We start from the raw sequence: 15,922 nt of genomic DNA on the forward strand, positions 1-15,922 counted from the left end.
GCGCTACTGCCCTTGCCCCAGCGAAAAGCCGCTCACGCCATCGAACGTGTACAGGTGCTCCGTCTTCACGAAGTCGAAGTGCGCATTGCCGACGCGCATGAGCAGGCTCAGGACCTGCGAGAGCTGCAGCGGATGCGACGCATCCGTCGCCACGAAACGACAGCGCCAGTGGTCCGTGCAGAACGTTTCCGGCATCCCGTTGGGCCACACCTTCACGCCACGGTTGGAGATCATCGAGAGGGTGAGGCCGTCCCCGTTGACGCGCGCCAGCTGCTCGCCCAACGCATCGGCTGGGCCACGCCAGTGGAGGAACACGTCCACACCCACGAGTTCCTTGCGCGCCGGGTGCGTCAGCGTGACGCGGCCCGCAACCGCGATCGGGGGGCCGCCGGCGTACACGACGGGCGTGAACTTGGTGGGACGACGGCCCAGCCGCTCGATAACCGCGTCGGCGAATCCTTCGGTTCCTACCTCCACCTCCGACACCTTCTCGTGGTAGATGTCGCCCGTGTGCACGCCAGCCTCGAGCGTGGTGAGCCACGCGTTGTGGACCTTCTCCGCCACGTCCCCCTGACCGATATGCACCAGCATCATGACGGCGGCCAGCAGCAGACCACTGGGATTCGCGATACCACGACCGGCAATGTCCGGCGCGGAGCCATGCACGGCTTCGAACATCGCGCACTGATCGCCGATGTTCGACGAGCCACCCAATCCGACAGACCCCGTGACCTCAGCGGCGATATCCGAGATGATGTCCCCATACAGATTGAGCGTGACCACGACATCGAAATCCTCGGGGCGCGTGGCCAGGCGCGCGGCCCCGATGTCGATGATCATGTGATTGGTCTGGATCTCCGGATACTCGCCTTTCACCTCGTCGAAGACCTGATGAAAGAGCCCATCAGTGAGCTTCATGATGTTGTCCTTCGTCATGCAGGTAACGCGCTTGCGCCCGTTCGCGCGCGCGTACTCGAAGGCATAGCGAATGATCTTTTCGCACCCGGGACGTGACACGAGCTTGAGGCACTGGTACACGTCGTCGGACTGGCGATGCTCGATACCGGCGTAGAGATCCTCTTCATTCTCGCGCACGATGACGAGGTCGACCCGCTCGTGCTTAGTGGCCACGTACGGATGGAAGCTCACGCATGGACGGACATTGGCGTACAGGCCGAGTGTCTTCCGCACGGTCACGTTGAGCGACTTGAAGCCACCGCCCTGCGGCGTGGTGATCGGCGACTTCAGAAACACCTTGGTCCGGCGCAGGGAGTCCCAGGAGGCGCTCTCGATGCCAGCCGAATGGCCGCGCGCGTACACGCGTTCGCCGATCTCGATGACGTCGGGGGTGATGCGTGCGCCCGCGGCGGCGAGTACGCGCAGCGTGGCGCTCATGATCTCGGGGCCGATGCCGTCGCCGTACGCGACGGTAATGGGGGTGGCCATAGCCGGAATCGATACCGTCGAGGAAGCGGGAGCGGCCACCGTCCGTTGCCGGCGCGGCCGCGCGAATGATGGAAGAAAGCGATTGGATGCCTCGCGTTCAACCGCCCCGCCAATGGCATGCTCGAGGGCTTCCTCGCGACGCTCGAAGGCGAGTGCCCGGCCAAGCATGATGACCCAACCTCACCGGCTCTGCTGAGCCGGGCCACGTTCAGCAGTGGTTCAGCAGTGGTTCAACGGTGTTGATCCACGAGTATCTGGTTGCCGTCGGGGTCGGTTACCGTAAAGCTCGCCGGGCCCTCCGTGCTCTCATCGGCGGCAGTGGAAAGTGCTATGCCTTGGCTCTTCAAGTGACGTTGGATGTCTCGGACGTCAGTGAATTCATCCAGATTCTTGGCGTTGCTATCCCATCCTGGATTGAACGTCAGGATGTTTCCTTCAAACATTCCCTGGAATAGTCCGATCAGGACATCGTCGTTCTTCATGATCAACCAGCGCTGATCCTGATTACCACCCAGGATGCTGAACCCGAACTTCTCATAGAAGGCCCGTGACGCCGCGATGTCTTTGACCGCGAGGCTCACGGAGAAGGCGCCGAGTTTCATGTGCGATCCTTGGTGTGGAGTGAAAGCGCGATACACGAAAGTGGGCGCGTGACGACGCCGAACGCCCTGGCATTGCGATACGGCCCGGCCTGCTCGACGCTCGACTCCGAATCCTCAGGCATGCGTTCCTCCGCGGACACCGAACGATGGCGTGTGCGGCGGGCGCTTCCACCAGCGGTCTTCAGAAACCGTTGCTATGCTGCGCCGATCTCGGTCAGCGAGAGGAGGTTACCCTCAGGGTCCTTGAACCACGCGATGCGTGCGCCGCCCGGGGCGTCCCAAATCTCCTGCTCGTCCTGTAGCAGGAACGGGTAACGCTCAAAGGTGACGCCGCGCGCATGAAGCGTGGCGACCGCGTGTGCCGCGTTGGCCACCTGCCAGCCCAGCGCCGTGAAGGGCTGGGGCGTGAACTCCCTTACCTTCTGGATGCGGAGGGGCACGCCCTGGAGGTCGAAGACAATCGAGAAGTCGTCTTCGGAGCGCAGAGGCAGGCCGAGGGTGTCGGCGTAGAAGAATCGAGCGCGGTCTGGATTGGCCGTCGCGAGGAAGGCAATGGGAGCGTGGGCGTCAAGCATCGCTAAGGTCCGCGAGAAGGTGGAAAGTCTGCATACAGTCCTCGACTTCGAGCGACACGCACACGTCCCGCCCATGTCCAGGCATCGGCGCATCGATCGTCAGGATGATGCCGCCGCGCTCCATTGGTTCCTCGTGAGGAATTGCGACGGATGCAGGGAAACGACGAGCTCTGCTACTTCCTGACGGCGGGGATCGCGTCGTTCCACGATGACGTGACCGTGATCCGCATGCCCTCGGGTGTGCGCACAAAGACACGCGTGGACACACCGTTGAGGGTATCACCCGGGGTTGGCACGCCGATATACCGATAGTATCCGTAGACTACACCCGGAGCGAGCGGCACGACTCGCATCTCTTTCACGATCAGGGTGTCTGGCCACGAGTTCTGCGTGATGGCTGACCAGCCTTCGTATCCGGTTTCGAGTGCCGTTGGGGAGTGGCGTACCAGTCGTTCGGTGTGAACGTAGGTTTTGAGGTACCGCGCCTTATCACGCTGATGAATCGCCGCCAGATTCTCGCGAAAGGTGGCGAGCGCATCGGCGGAGTCCTTGGCCGCGATGCGTTCTTGTGCGGCGGCTGACGGCGCCCGTCTTGCCCCAGCGGAACGGCCGCCTTGCGCGTGCGCGCTGTGCGTCAACGTCAGGCCGGCAACCAGAACGATGGCTGACGTAATCCGGTGGTGACGCCTTGATCGGTGGGAGTGCATGGGCTATGGCTTGAGTGTTCTGAGCAGATCCAGCGCCTCTCGCTTGCGTCCGTCATCGCCGATCTCTTGTTCGGCCAGCGCCGCGACCCCCTGAAGCGTGGTACGGGCCGCAGCGGCATTGCCGTCCTCGATGAGAGCTCGGCCATACTCCAGCTGGAACATGACGAATCCTGGCCGCAGCTCGGTCGCTCGTCGCAGATGCTTGAGCGCGTCCGCGAGGTTGCCGAAGCCCAAGCCGAGCGGCATGCGGAGCGGGCGCGGTGTCTCCGTGAGCTTCAAGTGCGTGCGACCCAGAATGTACTCGGCGCTCGCTACGAGGATGGGAGGAGCGCCGGGCATGGCGATGACACGCTCGGCGTCTTCCTTCGCCTGAACAACGTAGTCGGCGGCATCCAGGGTGCCGGCAAACAGTGCCACCTTCCCCGCCGCGGCAGCGCGACGCAGATAGCCATCGGGAGCAACGCTGTTGGCTTTGATCGCCCGTTCGGCGAGAGCAAAGGCGTCCTTGTACGCCTTCTCCTGCCCCTTGCTCTTGGGTGCCGCCACATCCCCCTGCAGGACGCGCACTCGGGACGCGCGCCAGAGCACATCAAACTGCCGCGGCGAGGCGGCAAGCGCCTGTTCAGCAATGGCCACGGCGGCAGGCAGCTGATTGGTCGCGAGCAGCGTATCCACGCGCGCGATACTCAGCGGGGTTGCAGGCGCCTGCGCATATGCGACTGGCGCGCTTCCTGTTTGCCCGATGATGGAAAACGCGGCAGCGAGTGGCAACAGCACACGTAATGGTCGTGTGGACATGGCAGGAGTGGTTGGCATGGTCTGTCCGATTGCACCTCAGGCGAAAGATATTCAATGTTGGCTGTCCCGCGATGCGTGGTCTCTTCAACCCTCCTGTCATGTCGCGTTTTGCGCTGTCGTTTCGTCTGCTCTGCGTTTTCGGGTTTGGCGCGGTGGCCACGCCAGGCACGCTGCTGGCTCAACGGGAACGGCTGATCGTTCGCCTCGAATCGTTTGCGCCTACGACGGCCGAGCTCCCGCTCGGGCGTCGATCCGGTGATGATGTCGACCAGCGCTCGCTGCAGCTGTCGCTCGCCAATCGGCTCATTCGCGACAAGGGCAATACGATGTTTCTCGTTGGGGCTCAGTATCGGGAAACACGTGCGGCGTTGCCGGCATTACAAACGGTCGGGGGACGTCCCGCGCCGGCGCTGGAGAGCCGCTTGCGTGTGGTGACGGCCGATCTCTGGATGCTGCGCACGCTCAACGCCACGTACACCGTGATCGCCGTCGCCCGTCCTGGTCTCTACGGCGACCTCGATGCCATCGGTGATCAGTGGCGCCTTGAAGGGGCCGTCTTTGTGGATCGCATCATGTCTCCCAAGGCCACCGTTGGCCTTGGCATGTCCTATGCGTCAAACTTCGGCCGTGTCTTGGCGGTACCCGTCGTGCATGTGGTGGCCCGACCGAAGCGGCGTCTTCTGTTCGATGCATTACTGCCGTCGCGAGCGGATCTCTGGTGGATGCCAAGGAAGGGTTTGGATCTTGGCATTGGCACGTCGCTCACCGGTGCGCAATACGGTCTCTCCAACGCTGCGGCGCAGCCGCTCCAGGCTACCGCGTTGCAGCTGGCCAACGCCACCGTTGGTCCACAGCTGCGGTGGACGCCGCGCGGAAAGTGGCAGCTCACCGCTGATGCCGGAACAACGGTCCTGCGTCGGCTGCAGTATGCGCGGGGAGCTGCGACGTTAGCCGAAATGACACCGGACAATGTGTTCTTTGGGCGCCTTGGGGCGCAGTGGCTCTTTTAGGCGGACACACGCAACGTGGCGCAACGTGCATACAGGCGATTTGCCGTGTCCTCCACGGTGCTCTTGCTGCCGCCGCGTTGTCGGGCTACCGAGGGCGCCGTCGTTGCAGCAGGCCGCGTAGCAAGTCCGGTCGATCCGTCGTGATGCCATCCACACCAAGGTCGATCAGGCGCGCCATGGTCGCTGTATCGTTGACCGTCCACGGATAGACGCGAAGACCAAGCGCCTGTGCCTCGGCGAGTCGTTGCGGTGTCAGGTTGCGATAGTTGGGAGACCATGCCTTCCCCCCAGCCGCGACGATCGCGCGCGGAACCGAACCGCTGTGCGCATCGACATCGAGTCCACCCATCCAGACGGCGCCCCCAGGTCGCCCGATCTCAATGGTGTTCCACGCCGTCGAGTCTTCGCCTTCAAAGGTGAGATAGCTCGTGGGTATCTCGGGCGCGATGCGCTGTACGGCCATCGCCGCACGCCAATCAAAGGCGATGACCTGCGCGCGATCGGCTACGCCGCGTTGACGAAGCTGTGCTGCAACCTGCGCCGCGATCTGCGCAGGTGCCGCAGCGAGATCCGGCTGTGTCGGATCCGTCTTGATTTCCACCACCAGTCGCGTTGGCCTCGCACAGGACGCCTGGAACAGCGTAATCACTTCATCAAGCGTCGGGATACGCTCGCCATCCGCCGCCTGCTGTTCAGGGTGCTTCGTCGCATACTCGGATCCCGCCCTGAGACGTCCCACATCATAGCGGCGGAGCGTGGCGAGCGTGCTCTGATGCAGTTGCGGTCGTGGTTCGGACACGCTGAACGCTCCGTTCGCGTCTCGCGTCAGGTCTGGGTGCAGCGCATAGTCGTGGTGAACCACGAGCACGCCGTCGGCCGTGAGATGCACATCGAGCTCGATACCATCCACTCCGATAGCGCAGGCGCGTCGAAATGCCGCCAAGGTATTCTCAGGTGCCAGCCCCGCGGCGCCGCGGTGTCCGATGATCTCGACAGGACGCGACGAGGGAGCGCCTTGCGCACCGACCGTCTCGACAGTGAGCAGGGCGCCGAGCACGATCTTCCGTGCGCCGCGCAACATCGGTAGCTGGTGATTGTTCATACATGGCAGCGAGAAAGGAGTGCGAAGCTCTCCTCGCAGGATAGCGGTGCCGTCCGTGCACGCACTCGCGTGCCGTGGTCCGTTGCAAAGGCGGGACGGTTCCGTGACAGACGAAAGAGCACCCTTGAGCCGCTGGCGGCACGACCCTTGACGAACAACGGGCACGGCTGCCAACTCACAGCTGTCACCGCACACCATCAGTGTCGCTTACAGGAGGACCACCATGTCGGAGCGTGATCTCACCAAGACGTACGGACGGGCACAATTCGTCGCAAAGCTCCGTCGTCTGGCAGACGCTATCGAATCTGAGCAGGCGTTTATGATTCAGGTTGGTGGACAGCGACTACGCGTTCCTGCCGACGCCGCCTTTACGGTGGAGCATGAACGCACCGATGACGTACAGGAACTTGAGTTCCAAGTGACATGGGCGGTGGCGGGACACTGATCGCGTACGGCTGGCTCGTCGTCGTTCGTCCCGCACTTCCATGGCAATGAGCTCTCCCGGCGTCCGTGCCTGATTGAGCCGTGCCATGGCTTCCCCGGCGGGCAGCTTCAGGAAATCGGCGATCTCGCTCTCTCCGTGCAGGATCGAGAGGAGCCTTGTACGCACATCGGCGAGCGACAGATCGGGCCCAGGCTGTCGCACAAGTCGAACCGGAATCTGGCGCGAGGGAAGCATCCGATCGCGCCGTCCCGCCCCTCGATGATGCCCAAGAAGCCCTCGCTACGAATGAGACATCGGAAATGAGCCATGGTGCGCTCTGTTCACGCAGCCGGGCGGGACCTACGACGCCCGATCACCACCACGATCAGGACAGCGACGCCAAGCAGCATCCCCAGAAGGCCAGGCATGGCCATGCTCATGGCGGCCCAGTACATGGTCTCGAATGCATACTGGCCGAAGCCGCTGCATGGGGTTGTCTCGCCAAGCCAGCCGCCGCATTGCCCCGAGTAAGCCGGGAGCCACATGAGGACGACCGAGATGAAGGCGGCGATGGAGGGACCGATCAACGCCAGCGCGGGCAAGAGCCACGCCGCCCGTCCTGCGGGTTGCCGCGCGCGTGCGCGCCAGACGGCAACGGACGGGGTCACGACGAGCAGCACGGAGATCATCAGGATCAGCAACGGGATGACGGTGTTCACGATGTCCATACCCTCCTAGGCGGTGTCCACGTCGCGCTGCGGGAGGCGTCCGCTGGCGGCTCCGCTCTGCCCTCGGCCGCTCCCGTCGTGCGCCAGCACCTTGCTCGCGACGTCAGCTTGCTGCGGAGCTTCAGCGCCGCCAATCGCCGCGTACCAGGCGACGATCTGCAACGCGCCGAGGGTTGGTGGCCGGCACCCGCCCCGGCCACGCGGCCACGCGGCCACCGCGACCCCGCTACTGGAAGCACAGGTACTCCCACACGCCGTTCGTGTCGAAGAGCGACCGGCCGTTCGCGTCGAGTGGCGTCGACGTATCCACCACGGTGATGCCATGGTTCCGGAGCGCCGCCGTCAGCGCGGTACTGGCCGGATTGAACGGCAGCGCCGTGCGCAGCTGGCGCGCGTTGCCGAACGGCGGGCTGCCGCCGTCGACGAGCACCGGCCCGGTGGCCGACTTCGGCAGCCCCAGGTTGTCCCAGTGCGCGAAGGCGTGCGCGTTCGGCACCAGCGGGTCGGCGTCGGCGCCCAAACCGTACTGCCGGCTCGCCGGCGTCACGTTGGGGCGCGCACCGGTCCACAGCGCCGGCCGGTCGGTCAGGTCATTCCAGTCCTCGGGCGACGAGAAATACACCGCGCGACTCAACAGGACCGACTTGGCCAGCACCCCCACGTGCCCGCCCCCCTGCGAATGGCCGGCTAGAATGACCTTGCTCCAGTCCACCGCGTTGTCGGCGAGCAGGTACTGCCCCCACCCCTCGGCGGGGTATGTGGCGTGCAGCCACGCCAGCAGCTTATTGACGCGGTTCACGAGGCCGTTGGCCCGGGTCACCGCCATCTGTCCGGTCACGGGCGTGCCGTTGCCGAAGATCACCTCGGTGCGCGCCGTCCAGTAGCACTCGGGGTTCGTGCTCATCTGGCACAGCGTTCCCATGGCCGTCTGGTTCATGTAGTTCACGCCGATCGCGTGGAACCCGCGCGCGGCCCCGGCCCGCAGGATGTTCGTGTACTGCGTGGGCCGCCCCTGCGTACCGGGAAGGAACACCAGCAGCCGCCCGCGGGCCGCCACCGCCGGCGACGGCGTGATCGCCAGGTGCGGCGCCTCGCCGGTCGCCGGCACCGCCGTGATGGCGTTGTCGGTCTGGGTGGCGTTCACCTGCCGCTCCACCGAGGGGGGCACCGTGATCAGCGCCGTCCCACTTCGCCCCTCGCTCGTGGCCGTGATCGTCGCGCTCCCGGCCGCCACCGCGGTCACGACCCCGGCCGTGCTCACCGTGGCCACCGCCGGTGCCGACGTGCTCCACGTCACCGCGCGGCCGGTCACCACATTGCCCGCGCTGTCTCTGGCCGACGCCGTGAGCGGCAAGGTCTGCCCAACGTTGATCCGGCCAGTCGCTGGACTGATCGACACCGTACTCACCGGGACCACGGCTACGGCCATGGCGGTGGTTGCAGTCTTGCCTTCGATGCTGCCCGTGATCGCGGCCGCACCAGGTGCCACGGCTGTCACAAGTCCCTGTGCCGACACCGTGGCAACGTTCGGGGACGTGCTGGTCCAGGTGACGGAACGGCCCGTGACGATTCCTCCCGTGACGTCTTTCGCCGTTAGGCCCAGCTGCACGGTTTGTCCGACGTAGACGGTCACCTGAGCAAGCGACGGGGTCACGGTGGCGACCGGGATCGGCTCAATCCTCAACGTGGTCGTCGCGGATTTCCCTTCACTCGACGCGGTAATCGTGACCGGCTCAGCGGTTCCTCCACGAACCGCTCCGGCAGTCACGAGCCCCGTGCTCGAGATCCTGGCGATCACCTCGTTGGACGTTGTCCACGTGATGGTGCGACCGCTCAGTGCGGTGCCCGAGGCGCTCTTGACCGATCCGGCCAATTGAACCGTCAGTCCATACTGCAGGCTGGTGGACGGGTTGGTGATCGAGACACTGGCGACAGCCTCGGGTGCCGTCGCCTCGCCTCCCGTACAGCCAATGGCGAGCACGACAACGAGTGCGCACAGTCGAATTGCTGTCGATCCCATACGGCGCCCTCAGCAAGTGGTGACGAGTGCTATTCAGAACCGCATCTGAAAACGCGACGGATTTCGTCGTCACGGTGGTGCTGACGCAACATGCGATCGCTGCGCGCTGAGCGCGAGCGCCTGCCTTCTGTGCGCGCGGTGCAGCCAACACGCCGCGCGGCACCCGCCGCATCACCGGTGTACGCTGAAGCGCTGCTCCACCACGCGCTGCACCGTGGCCAGGTGTCAGACAGCAGCACCCGCGCACCGGCCGGCGTGGCCAGCGCGCCAAGCTGCCGCCCGTACGCTTCCGCCGTGCCGTGCTCCGGCGCTTCGTGCCCCTCGAGCGGTTCGATGCGGAGCAGGCCGCCGGGATGGTGGCGTGGCCGTGCCCCGCGACGAGGAGCTGGCGGGACGGTGGTGCGAAAACGATCGGGACTACGCGACGGGAATCCCGAACACGTCCGCTATGGACGGGCGAGCGCGTTCAGGGTGACCACGAGTGCTCGCGGGTCGCCTTCACGCACGCGATCGACGAAGAGGATGGTCTTGCCATTCTCCATAATGTCGAACAGGCCCCACGGCGCTCGCGTGTACAGCATGCGCGGGGCGCCGAGTGCAGGCGAGCCAGTCTGCGCTCCGCTTGGCGGCGTCATGCTTGCCGCCATGATCTGATTGCTGCGCTGGAAGAAGATCGTGCGCGAGTCGCTGGACCACGAGGGATATTCGCCGCCGCTCGGCGACACGAGGAATCGCCCGTCGGACACGGGAAACCGGCTGACGAACACATCGCTGCGGCCGTTCTCCGTCGTCGTGTAGGCGATCCACTGGCCGTCGGGCGAGATGGTGGGATCACCCTGCACGAAGCGACTTCGATTGAGGGGACGCACGGCGCCGGCCGAGTCGCGATGCGCAAGCGCGATCTGCGTCACGCTGCTTGAGTCCCCCTTCTGCACGCCAACGAATGCGATCCATGGGCCCCAGACGCTCATGCGGGTGTCGGACATGCTCCAACCTTGCAGACGCAACACGAGGCTCGGCGTGCGACCACCGACGACGGGAATCGCCATCACTTCGTCAGCAGCTACGGAGTACAGGAGCGAGTCACCACCCCGCGTCCAGGCCGTGGAGGACATCGTTCCGTCCATCGGCAAGCGCGTCGCGACGTTGCGCGCGATATCAAAAATGTACGGCAGGCGCGGTCCTCCTCGCGACACCGCTGCAGTGGCCAATGCCCGCGTTCCCGTTGGATCGAGGTACAAATCCACGAAATTCGTGAAGTCCCGGAGGACGCGCGTGACCGCACCGCCGCGAGTCAGGTCTACCAGCGACGCGCCGGCATCGATGCGTTCGTCGCCGCGCGTGACCAGCACCAGTGTCCCCGTCCGAGACGCTGAATACTCACCGTGGATCACGATCGGCGACCGGCGCGTCACGCCGCTCGCAATGCGTACCCCAGGTCCTGTGGTGTCCCCGGTGGCCAGATCGAACGGGTACTGCATCAGTGCGCCGTCGTCGCGCACCGCCAAGAGCACGCGCTGCGCTGGCATGTACGTCGGCGTGGCCGCGTTGACCACCACGTGCGATTTCCCCGTCTTGAGCGAGCGCCAGACGATCTGCGGATCGTGCGCGAATCCGCCCGCGGTGTACAGCAGGAGCTGCTCGGCCGAGAACAGCTGGGGCCCGCCGAACTGCAGGTCGGGCACCTCCGACGTGAACGCCGTCTTGGGCGTCCCCCCCGACGCGGCCACCTCCATCATCCGACCACTGACCGCGACCATCATTCGGCCATCGTCGCCCCAGCTGCCGCCGCCCACGAACCCATCGGGCAGTTCAGCGACAGGCTGAGCCTCCGCGCCGGAGAGCGCCAGCCGATAGAGCTGTCGTCCTCGCACGAAACCGATCTCGTCGCTCGTGGGCGAGAAGAAGATCGCAGTCGCGCCGTCGGTGTCCGGGAGTCTGCGCGTGCTCAACTCGGTAAGGTCGCGCAGATACAACGAATAATTGCTTGGCGCACGCAGCGTATCGGCGGCCGAGCGTTGCGGCGTTCCCTGCAGGACCAGCCAGCGTCCGTCCGGCGAAATCGCAAACAGCTGCCCGCAACAGATCAATCGCAGCGTGACAGAGTCCGGCGGCGTCACGGCGTACTTGAGCGCAAGCGCGGCAGTCGACGCCGACGCCGGCGCGCGCTTCGACATCGCGAACGCGCCCAGCGCACCGCCCACCATCAGCGCCGCCACGCCAATCAACGCCGCGCGCGCACCAAGGCCATGCGCAGGCGCCGTCGCTGCCGACCGTGCGCCAGATCGCGCCAGCGTCGCGTTCGATGCTTCGAGCGCCGCAGAGTAGAGCGCAGCCGTGGCGAAGCGATCGGCCGGCAACTTCTCGAGCGCCGTGTTCACCGCCGCGTCCACGTACTCCGGCACCGTGCCGCGTACGATGCGCAACGCGCGAGGCCGTTCCGTCATCACGCGCGCGACGATCGCCTGCGCGGTTGGCCCCGTGAACGGCGGCTCGCCGGCGAGCATCTCGTACGTCATCGCACCGAGCGCGTAGACATCGGCGCGCGCGTCCACGTTGCGCTCGCCCATGGCCTGTTCGGGCGCCATGTAGTGCGGCGTGCCTAGGGACAGGCCTGTTTGCGTCATGCGCGTGCCACCGGCCTGCTGCACCGCCAGCGCGATACCAAAATCGGCGACGACCGCACGCCCACTCTGCAGCAGTACGTTCTCCGGCTTGACGTCGCGATGCACCACGCCTCGTTCGTGCGCGTAGTGCAGCGCATCGGCGATCTCGCGCGCCAGGCGCACCGCGTCGGCCACGGGCAGCTGCCGCTCGCGATCGAGTCGCGCGCGCAGCGTTTCGCCTTCGACAAACGGCATCACGTAGTACAGCAGACCGTCCGCCACGCCCGAATCGAACAGCGGCAGAATGTGCGGATGCTGCAAGCTGGCCGTCAGCTTGATTTCGCTCAGGAACCGGTCGGGGCCGAGCATCGCCGAGAGCTCCGGATGCAGCACCTTGATGGCGACACGGCGTTCATGGCGCAGATCGCGTGCGAGAAACACGGTGGCCATGCCCCCCTGCCCGATCTCGCGTTCGAGCACATACCGCTCGGCCAGTGCGGTGCTCAGTCGTTCGAGTACGCTCGGCGCGTTCATGTCATCGTTGTCCGCGCACGGGTACGTTCCAGACGCATTATGCGCACGGCCTCAGTCCACATCACTCACACCGTCCGGCAGAAACACGGGACGGGCCAAACCGCCGGTATCGTCGTAGAAGCGCACGCCATCCGGCGCGAACGATTTGGCCAGCAGGATGATCTGCCCCGTGTGCCCGGAGAAATGCTCCACGACGTGATACACGGCCGAGAACACACTCGTCTCGCGCCCCTGAATCAGACGCATCTCCGACAGCGACGTGGCGTCGAGCCGCGCCAACACCGCGGTCGCGTCGGCGCACGCCGTATCGAGCGTGGCCAACAATGCGTCGAGCGGCGGACCATCGTGCGCGGAAAACTCGAGATCGCGTTGCCGCACGTCCGGAGCGCCACCCACGCCGCTCACGATCCACTGGCGCACGTTGCCCGCCAGATGCAGCACCAGGTTACCCGCGCTGTTCGAGGAGGCGTTGGCACGCCACCACAGCTGTTCCGGGGGCATCGCCTCCAGGGCGAGGCGGATCTTGGCCGGGTACTCCGTGCCGAGGTAGTGACGCGACCGTTCGAGAAAGCGCGTTGCGAGATCGAATGCCATGACGGAAGGTGCATCCGAAACCGACGCAGAGCCAGCGCCTTACCCACCGACGTCGGTGATCGACCAACGCTTCATGCACCGCCGCGGTCGCCCCCCGCCCGTGACCGACGTTCCCGCGGCCATCACGGGGCCCAAGCGAGCGCGAAGGCACGCCGCCGCCAGCGACGAGGCGCTGGCGAGGTCGACGATCGCGTTGTACGCTGGACGGATGGTCAACCTACCCCGAGTAACATTAGTATACTATTCCGCGTGTCGACTGATCGCGCGCGGGGCACACCCCCGCGAGCGATCGTGACCTGTTCCTGCCAGCGCGCAGTCCACGTGGCGACACACTGTTCTCCGACGAGCGTCGCCCCATGCGTGTCCTGATTGCCTTCAGCGATACGGGTGGTGGACATCGGGCCGCCGCGAACAATCTCCGGGACGCGCTGCAACGCCGCTCTGAGCACATTGCGGTCCGGCTGGTCGACCCGTACGCGATGAGCGGTCGCTGGCCGTTCGACCAGCTCTCGGCGGCCTATCCGCGCGTGATCAACGGCGCGTCGTGGCTCTGGCGCAGCGGGTTCCGTCTCACGAACAGTCGTGGCTTGACCGCCTGCGCACACGCGTTGGCGTGGCCGGCGCTGCGCCCGACCTTCGCCGCCCTGCACGAGGATGGCGTGCCTGACGTCATCGTGTCGACGCACCCGCTGCTGACGTCACCGCTCCGCCGCGCCTTCCGCGATGTGCCGCTCGCGGTGGTCGTCACCGATCTCGTGAGTGGACACGCGTCATGGTACTATCGCAAGGCGGATCTCGTGATCACGCCCACGAGCGAGGCACGACGGCAGGCGCTCGCCTTCGGCGTGGCCTCGGCCCGTGCCATCGAGGTCGGGCTGCCGGTGGCACCCTCGTTCGTTCATCAACGCGGTGAACAGCAGGTGCTCGCGCGACAGCTGGGGTGGAGCGTCGAACGACCGACCGTGGTGTTGATCGGTGGAGGCGATGGCGTTGGTCCGCTGGAGCAGATTGCGGAAGCAATCGACGGCGCCGCGCTCCCCTGTGATCTGGCGATCGTGACCGGCCGCAACGCACCGCTGGCCGAGCGTCTCCGCGCGCGCACGTGGACGGGGTGCGTGCACATCTACGACTTCGTCAACACTCTTGGCCTCATGCTGCGTGCCGCATCGGCGCTTGTCACCAAGGCCGGTCCGGGCACGATCTGTGAGGCCTTCGCCGCCGGTTGTCCGCTGGTGCTGTACGGCGCGATCCCCGGTCAGGAATCGGGCAATGTGCAACTCGTGCGCGAGTCCGGCGGTGGGGTGTGGGCACCGTCGGCCGAGGCGGTCACGAACGCGCTGCGTGCATGGTTCGTGGGCGATGAGGCGACGACGCAGCGAGCGCGGGCCGCACAGGCGGCACTCGCGGCGGCACGACCGTTCGCGGCCGATGAGATCGCCGAGCGCATCGTGGGGTTGGCCAACGCGCGAGCGCTGAGCCGATGAAGCACCGATTCGATCGGGGAAACGACGACCGATTGAATCCGCCCAACACTCGTCCCGGCGCTACCGAGAGCGACTGGCCGAGTCAGGGCTCTTGGGCTCGATGTCACGGGCGGGCAATCCGTACGACATCGCGTTCCTCCCGCACGTCTTGGAAGGCACCAACAACAACCATTGTTCCGCGCGCGCGATGGGACGATCGAATCCACGTACGAGCGCCTGGTCAACCACGATGAAGCCGCGCGGCGAACGGCTGCCGCTCGTCGTCAGAGCCCGGTATCGGCTCAATCATGCCACGACGCACTCCGTCACGTGGTCTGCGTTGTATCGCCCCTCGCACAACGGCCAGCCGCGGGGAACCCGGTTATCGGTCGCGCGAATCGGCGACCGACGGACGCGGCCCGGCGGAGCACCGCGGCGTGGGACTACAACTGTCGCAACCAGCTGATCTTGACGATGAGCGAACGTGCGGTCGGGGTGGTGCCATTCAACACGGCCTGCCGGTCGTTGTAGACAACGTACAGGAAGGACAACGGCGTGAACTCCCAGCTGAAGCGCGCATTCAGCGTGCCGCGTTCGACGGCCGTGTTGTATTGGTAGAACGCACTCCATTGCAGGCGAGGGTTGAGGAACACGCGGAGCTCTGGTCCCGCCAGATGGGTCACGAAGCTCGAGTCGCGTGTTCCCAGCGATCGCAGCCGGTTCATCTCATACGATCCACGCAGCGACACGTACGGGGTCGGAGACCACCGAGTGGTGAACTCAACCCGGTCCAGCGAACCGTCAAAGAACGCGCCGGAGGAAACGGTTGCGGTGCCGGCAATGTTGGCACTTTGATCACTGCGCAGCACGGCCGCGACACGCAGGTAGTCGTGCGTGCCGGCCGCGATGGCGACTCGCGGGAAGAGCACCACGGGTGCCGTAGGGCGCTGCAGACTGTGCTCGATGACTGGCGTGATGCTCGCACCGCTGCGAAAAAGTATCTCGCCAGAATAGGAAAAACTGCCTTCCTGAATGCGCCGCGTTGTGGGATCCTGAAAGAGAATGGCGTTGGGTCCATGTTTGAACCACACGACGTTCCGCGGAAGCCACGCCGGCTGCATGGTGACGGTGGCATACGGGTTGGTCATGAGCACGTTCGGACGCGAGACGAACCCCGTTTGCGGGTCGTAATCACGGGTCACCAACGCGCCAAGCAGCCCGGCGGTCACCATGGGCGTGGACCGTGCCACGCCGTAGGTGGCCGCGACTCCGGTGCGACCATCGGTGCTCGACGTGGAGATCATGCCGCTGAG

At 65.5% G+C, this 15,922-nt stretch carries 15 protein-coding genes; 3 read left to right on the forward strand and 12 right to left on the reverse strand.

Annotation, left to right across the window (positions count from 1 at the left end; translation table 11 throughout):
* Positions 1 to 3: 3 nt before the first annotated feature.
* The 6 genes from ACIRA7_RS01855 to ACIRA7_RS01880 form a co-directional block, all read right to left on the reverse strand.
* Positions 4 to 1,446, reverse strand: a complete 1,443-nt coding sequence (locus ACIRA7_RS01855; RefSeq protein WP_396219089.1) for an NADP-dependent isocitrate dehydrogenase — start codon at positions 1,444 to 1,446, stop codon at positions 4 to 6.
* Between the two features lie 230 nt (positions 1,447 to 1,676).
* On the reverse strand, positions 1,677 to 2,048 hold the full coding sequence (locus tag ACIRA7_RS01860; RefSeq protein WP_396219090.1) for a VOC family protein: 372 nt from the start codon (positions 2,046 to 2,048) through the stop codon (positions 1,677 to 1,679).
* A complete protein-coding gene (locus ACIRA7_RS01865; protein ID WP_396219091.1) occupies positions 2,045 to 2,170 on the reverse strand; it encodes a hypothetical protein in 126 nt (41 codons plus the stop codon). The genes ACIRA7_RS01860 and ACIRA7_RS01865 overlap by 4 nt, the downstream gene beginning before the upstream one ends.
* A gap of 72 nt (positions 2,171 to 2,242) precedes the next feature.
* Positions 2,243 to 2,623 (reverse strand): VOC family protein, encoded by a 381-nt coding sequence (locus tag ACIRA7_RS01870; protein WP_396219092.1) that lies wholly within the window; start codon positions 2,621 to 2,623, stop codon positions 2,243 to 2,245.
* 173 nt (positions 2,624 to 2,796) lie between these two features.
* On the reverse strand, positions 2,797 to 3,330 hold the full coding sequence (locus ACIRA7_RS01875; protein WP_396219093.1) for a hypothetical protein: 534 nt from the start codon (positions 3,328 to 3,330) through the stop codon (positions 2,797 to 2,799).
* A 3-nt stretch (positions 3,331 to 3,333) separates the two neighbouring features.
* Positions 3,334 to 4,146 (reverse strand): tetratricopeptide repeat protein, encoded by an 813-nt coding sequence (locus ACIRA7_RS01880; RefSeq protein ID WP_396219094.1) that lies wholly within the window; start codon positions 4,144 to 4,146, stop codon positions 3,334 to 3,336.
* An 80-nt stretch (positions 4,147 to 4,226) separates the two neighbouring features.
* On the opposite strand from ACIRA7_RS01880, the gene ACIRA7_RS01885 reads away from it, so the two are divergent.
* A complete protein-coding gene (locus ACIRA7_RS01885; RefSeq protein WP_396219095.1) occupies positions 4,227 to 5,138 on the forward strand; it encodes a DUF6268 family outer membrane beta-barrel protein in 912 nt (303 codons plus the stop codon).
* Positions 5,139 to 5,223: 85 nt separating this feature from the next.
* Here ACIRA7_RS01885 and ACIRA7_RS01890 read toward each other — a convergent pair whose 3' ends face one another.
* Complete coding sequence (locus ACIRA7_RS01890) at positions 5,224 to 6,240, reverse strand: glycerophosphodiester phosphodiesterase family protein (RefSeq protein WP_396219096.1); 1,017 nt, start codon at positions 6,238 to 6,240, stop codon at positions 5,224 to 5,226.
* A 223-nt stretch (positions 6,241 to 6,463) separates the two neighbouring features.
* Between ACIRA7_RS01890 and ACIRA7_RS01895 the strand changes: the two genes are divergently transcribed.
* Entirely contained in the window at positions 6,464 to 6,685 is a 222-nt protein-coding gene (locus ACIRA7_RS01895) for an amphi-Trp domain-containing protein (RefSeq protein ID WP_396219097.1), read from the forward strand.
* A gap of 320 nt (positions 6,686 to 7,005) precedes the next feature.
* On the opposite strand, the gene ACIRA7_RS01900 is transcribed toward ACIRA7_RS01895, so the two are convergent.
* The 4 genes from ACIRA7_RS01900 to ACIRA7_RS01915 all read right to left on the reverse strand — a co-directional run bounded on the left by ACIRA7_RS01900 (position 7,006) and on the right by ACIRA7_RS01915 (position 13,146).
* Positions 7,006 to 7,392 carry a hypothetical protein gene (locus ACIRA7_RS01900; RefSeq protein WP_396219098.1) on the reverse strand — a complete coding sequence of 129 codons (387 nt, stop codon included), beginning with the start codon at positions 7,390 to 7,392 and terminating at the stop codon, positions 7,006 to 7,008.
* A gap of 226 nt (positions 7,393 to 7,618) precedes the next feature.
* On the reverse strand, positions 7,619 to 9,412 hold the full coding sequence (locus tag ACIRA7_RS01905) for an Ig domain-containing protein (RefSeq protein ID WP_396219099.1): 1,794 nt from the start codon (positions 9,410 to 9,412) through the stop codon (positions 7,619 to 7,621).
* A 446-nt stretch (positions 9,413 to 9,858) separates the two neighbouring features.
* A complete protein-coding gene (locus ACIRA7_RS01910) occupies positions 9,859 to 12,552 on the reverse strand; it encodes a protein kinase (protein WP_396219100.1) in 2,694 nt (897 codons plus the stop codon).
* A gap of 51 nt (positions 12,553 to 12,603) precedes the next feature.
* Positions 12,604 to 13,146 (reverse strand): DinB family protein, encoded by a 543-nt coding sequence (locus ACIRA7_RS01915; RefSeq protein ID WP_396219101.1) that lies wholly within the window; start codon positions 13,144 to 13,146, stop codon positions 12,604 to 12,606.
* A 356-nt stretch (positions 13,147 to 13,502) separates the two neighbouring features.
* Between ACIRA7_RS01915 and ACIRA7_RS01920 the strand changes: the two genes are divergently transcribed.
* Positions 13,503 to 14,630, forward strand: coding sequence for a glycosyltransferase (locus ACIRA7_RS01920; RefSeq protein ID WP_396219102.1), 1,128 nt, complete (start codon positions 13,503 to 13,505; stop codon positions 14,628 to 14,630).
* A 422-nt stretch (positions 14,631 to 15,052) separates the two neighbouring features.
* Here the strand turns inward: ACIRA7_RS01920 and ACIRA7_RS01925 are convergent.
* On the reverse strand, positions 15,053 to 15,922 hold an 870-nt coding region (locus ACIRA7_RS01925), incomplete at its 5' end, for a hypothetical protein (RefSeq protein WP_396219103.1).

Source organism: Gemmatimonas sp. (genome assembly GCF_044376735.1).
GTDB lineage: Bacteria > Gemmatimonadota > Gemmatimonadetes > Gemmatimonadales > Gemmatimonadaceae > Gemmatimonas.

Excerpts from the sequence above, each read along its gene's own strand:
- ACIRA7_RS01855 (WP_396219089.1), bottom strand. The coding sequence starts at position 1,446 with ATGGCCACCCCCATTACCGTCGCGTACGGCGACGGCATCGGCCCCGAG.
- ACIRA7_RS01860 (WP_396219090.1), bottom strand. The coding sequence starts at position 2,048 with ATGAAACTCGGCGCCTTCTCCGTGAGCCTCGCGGTCAAAGACATCGCG.
- ACIRA7_RS01865 (WP_396219091.1), bottom strand. The coding sequence starts at position 2,170 with ATGCCTGAGGATTCGGAGTCGAGCGTCGAGCAGGCCGGGCCGTATCGC.
- ACIRA7_RS01870 (WP_396219092.1), bottom strand. The coding sequence starts at position 2,623 with ATGCTTGACGCCCACGCTCCCATTGCCTTCCTCGCGACGGCCAATCCA.
- ACIRA7_RS01875 (WP_396219093.1), bottom strand. The coding sequence starts at position 3,330 with ATGCACTCCCACCGATCAAGGCGTCACCACCGGATTACGTCAGCCATC.
- ACIRA7_RS01880 (WP_396219094.1), bottom strand. The coding sequence starts at position 4,146 with ATGCCAACCACTCCTGCCATGTCCACACGACCATTACGTGTGCTGTTG.
- ACIRA7_RS01885 (WP_396219095.1), top strand. The coding sequence starts at position 4,227 with ATGTCGCGTTTTGCGCTGTCGTTTCGTCTGCTCTGCGTTTTCGGGTTT.
- ACIRA7_RS01890 (WP_396219096.1), bottom strand. The coding sequence starts at position 6,240 with ATGAACAATCACCAGCTACCGATGTTGCGCGGCGCACGGAAGATCGTG.
- ACIRA7_RS01895 (WP_396219097.1), top strand. The coding sequence starts at position 6,464 with ATGTCGGAGCGTGATCTCACCAAGACGTACGGACGGGCACAATTCGTC.
- ACIRA7_RS01900 (WP_396219098.1), bottom strand. The coding sequence starts at position 7,392 with ATGGACATCGTGAACACCGTCATCCCGTTGCTGATCCTGATGATCTCC.
- ACIRA7_RS01905 (WP_396219099.1), bottom strand. The coding sequence starts at position 9,412 with ATGGGATCGACAGCAATTCGACTGTGCGCACTCGTTGTCGTGCTCGCC.
- ACIRA7_RS01910 (WP_396219100.1), bottom strand. The coding sequence starts at position 12,552 with ATGAACGCGCCGAGCGTACTCGAACGACTGAGCACCGCACTGGCCGAG.
- ACIRA7_RS01915 (WP_396219101.1), bottom strand. The coding sequence starts at position 13,146 with ATGGCATTCGATCTCGCAACGCGCTTTCTCGAACGGTCGCGTCACTAC.
- ACIRA7_RS01920 (WP_396219102.1), top strand. The coding sequence starts at position 13,503 with ATGCGTGTCCTGATTGCCTTCAGCGATACGGGTGGTGGACATCGGGCC.